At 60.4% G+C, this 3329-nt stretch carries 3 protein-coding genes; all 3 read right to left on the bottom strand.

The features are described from left to right. Position 1: 1 nt before the first annotated feature. From tssJ to tssF, 3 genes are read right to left on the bottom strand one after another with little or no spacing between them, the layout of a single operon-like run. The gene (gene tssJ, locus VZP09_RS06800; RefSeq protein WP_004176417.1) at positions 2-544 is read right to left on the bottom strand and encodes a type VI secretion system lipoprotein TssJ; all 543 of its coding nucleotides are present in this window, start codon (positions 542-544) and stop codon (positions 2-4) included. After that, positions 522-1607 carry a type VI secretion system baseplate subunit TssG gene (tssG, locus tag VZP09_RS06795; RefSeq protein WP_328794976.1) on the bottom strand — a complete coding sequence of 362 codons (1086 nt, stop codon included), beginning with the start codon at positions 1605-1607 and terminating at the stop codon, positions 522-524. Before tssG ends, tssJ begins: the two co-directional genes overlap by 23 nt. After that, the gene (gene tssF / locus VZP09_RS06790; RefSeq protein WP_004892596.1) at positions 1571-3325 is read right to left on the bottom strand and encodes a type VI secretion system baseplate subunit TssF; all 1755 of its coding nucleotides are present in this window, start codon (positions 3323-3325) and stop codon (positions 1571-1573) included. Before tssF ends, tssG begins: the two co-directional genes overlap by 37 nt. Positions 3326-3329 lie beyond the last annotated feature (4 nt).

The following is a 3329-nucleotide window of genomic DNA, read 5'->3' as shown; positions in this document are numbered from 1 at the left end:
GTTACTTCGCCGCTTCAGGCCTGAGCCGTAGCTGGTTGTGTTCGGCGGTGAAAATGCGCGGCTTGTCCGGATCCAATTCCTCACGCGCCAGCACCTGCTTCCAGGTATTTCTTTGTGTGTCCGGATGGCGGAACAGGCCGACAACCGCCACGAACGTCGCCTCCGCTTCCAGCGGCATATTCAGACTGGCGTCCCCTCCGGGACCGATCACCACATCGCGACTGGCGAGGAGATCGGCGGCGAGCAGAATATCCCCCTCCTCCAGCAGCTGCTGGTAAACCAGCCGGTCAAAGGTCTGGCGATCTTTAAGCTGATAGATGCGCACCACCACCGGTTCAGAGAGCGAGTGATTCTCTCTGGCATCGGTGTTGAGCGCTTCGCGCGCGGTAAAGTCCAGATGCAGCGTATTAATTTTCTTATAAAAAACGGCGTTGAAGGCAGACTTTGTTCCCTCCGAGACGCGCTGGGTGAGTCCGCATCCGCTCAGGCAAAGCGCAAGCAGGGGCAGCAGACAGGCGGTTTTAGTCAAACTTATACGTAACACGTCGGTTTCCTTGTAGAAAGGTGGCAGGCTGCAGGCCCGTATAGGTACCCAGCTCGGTGGTAAAGGTCTGAGGAATATCGTCCTCACTCTCGCCCTCACCCACGCCCAGCACGCCGTTCATACCGAGCCAGAACGGCTCGTCCCCCAGCGGCGGGACAGCCAGCAGTCGGGTCGGCGCGGTCAGGGTGATGTTGGCCCGGAATCGCCAGCCGAGGTATACCCGCAGCAGGATGAGAAAGTCCCGAAACAGCGGGCCGTCAGGCTTCCAGCCCTGCGCCTCCGCGGGATTGTCGGTGGTAAGGGCGACGAGGAGCTGGCTGCTGGCATCCATCGCTTCGTCACCCAGCGGCGTATTGCCGTCCAGGAAGAAGTCGTCATCGCCGTAAAACCCCAGCGGCTGGCTGATCGCCACCGGACGCAGGCTGTACGGGCTCACCCTGACGGTGGTCTCCGGGGCCAGCAGGGTGACCAGCGCCTGGATCCCCTGCTGGGTTTTGCCCGGCTGACGCAGCACGCCGGTGAGCGCCAGAAAGCGCGACGCCGGCGAGGCGATATGCTGCGTCGTGCCGGGGATGCCCAGCCCCGCCAGGCCCAGTAGCGACTGCGAGAGACGATCGGTGCCGCCGGGCTCAAAGGTGGCGGGCCAGGAGTATTTCCGCCAGATGCGGTAAAACTGCGTCATGATCCGGTGGCTGAAGATATCCAGTAAGCCCTGCAGCGCTTCATGCCCTTCCCTGTGCTGGGCGATATCATCGAGATATACCGTCGGGAGCGGCGAATCGACACCGTACAACCCCATAAAGGTGGTGCGAATGACCGGCGGCCTGCTGTTATCGGCCTCATCGTATTCCACGGCTTTCAGTTCGCTGGCGGGAAATCCCATTCCCGGATGCGGGTAAAAACGCACCGGATCGTCAGCCGGATGGCTGGTTCCCCCCATCAGCGGTTGGCCGGGACGCCGTTTTTCCAGAAGCTGGCAGAAGCGGTAAAAATTGATCCGCGGCAGGTCGGTCTCCAGCCGCGGGGTCAGCCGGGAATGCGGCGGCTGTGCTTCTCTTCCCATTCCAGTCGTTCTCCGGTTGGTTGCAGAATGATAATCAGGCGGTTGAACAAGTAGATGTCGGTGTAGAGCGCGAAGAAGCGGCTAAGCATCTCGCCAAACAGGCATATATCGCCTCGTCCGGCAAAGCCGTGACTGTCGAGGGTGACTTCAATCTGCACGCCGCGCACCAGATGGCCCTGTGCAAAGCGCTCTGTTGCGCGGTGCTTCACGTCGAGGATGGCTTCCAGACGCCGACGATTCATCTCGCTGTCGGTCCATTCATACAGCGCCAGGGTGCCGCGCAGGACCTCCGCGTTATCCATCAGGGAAAGAAAACTGCTGCCCAGATGGCTCAGCACCCGCCAGTGAAAACGGTCCTGGGCGGGGGGATAGCACGGCAGCGTCGGCGCGCAGAGGTTACGCACTGCAATACTGGCGGAAGTGGTTTTCATCACCGTATCGAGCACGGTGCTCTGCAGCGCGCGACGCGGCAGCTGGCCGTTGGTTCCGGTGAGGGTCAGCGACAGGCTTTCATCTTCCGGTACGGTATGATTATCAAAGGCTTCTCCGCCGACGATAAGCCAGGTGTTGTACAGCCCGGAGGGGCCACGGCGCACCCGGGTATGATAGTAATAGTCCGCCGCGTCATGACGCATCATGCCGCCTTTGTGGCGAAAACTTGAGAACGGCGCGTAAACCTGCTGGTGTGAGGAGATCACGGAATCGACGGTGTAAATTTCGGTGTGGCCGTCCTGCACGCGCATCGGGCGCAGCGGGTATTCGGTCTGCAGGGAATTGATGGTCAGCGGATCGGACTCCAGCGGAAACAGGTTGATCACTGGCACGCAGTGCAGGCGCAGCTGCTTTTCGCTGAAGCGGAAGTCATGTTCCCAGCGTTCCGCCAGCACGACGTCGATTTCAAACCACGCCAGTCCGGCCGGAAAAGCCACCGTCTCCAGCCCGCGCAGATCGATGAACATGAACTTTTCGCGGAAGGTAAAATACTCCAGCAGCAGCTGGTAACCGCGAAAACTGCGGCCATCTTCAGGCCAGAGGCCGTCATCCTCGCCAAATCCCAGCGCGCTGAAATACCCGTCCAGCGGCCTTCTGTCCACCTCATCGGGCATGCGCAGCCACATCCGGGCCACATTGAGGGTAAAGGCCTCGTGCATGGCGCAGGCCAGCGGCGCATCGGCGTTGCAGTACAGCGGGATATGACTGAGATCGACCCGGCGCCAGTCCGTCAGCTGGCTGCAGGTAAAGCGCAGCGTGATCACCGACCGGCCATCCGTATCGGTGGCCAGCTGGACGCGTTCCAGGGATAACGGCTGCAGAGCGATCGCTTTGGTGGTGGTGTACCGGCAGCGCGTGCCCTTTTCACCGATCGGCCGGGAAAGCACTTCAAAACCTTTGCCTATCGTCATCGATTCTTTCATTTCCGGCCAGTCGGGGGTGAACTCCACGACCGACATCGAGGGAATGGTACGTAAATAATGTGGCCACAGCAGACTGACCACGCCTTCGGTCAGCTCAGGCAGATCGTCATCGAGTTTCTCGCGCATGCGGCCCATCAGGAAGGCAAAACCTTCAAACAGGCGCTCGACAAAGGGGTCGCGAGCGCCCGCTTTGTCGAGATTGAGCATTGCCGCCTGCTCAGGATGAGCGCGGGCAAACTCTTCACCCGCTTCCAGCAGGTAGCGCATTTCAGCGTCGTAATAACGCAAGGTTAAATCGTCCATAAAT

This window comes from Klebsiella sp. EMBS2024 (assembly GCF_036233805.1).
Taxonomy (GTDB): Bacteria; Pseudomonadota; Gammaproteobacteria; order Enterobacterales; family Enterobacteriaceae; genus Klebsiella; species Klebsiella pneumoniae.
This window is presented reverse-complemented; position numbering and strand designations above follow the sequence as displayed.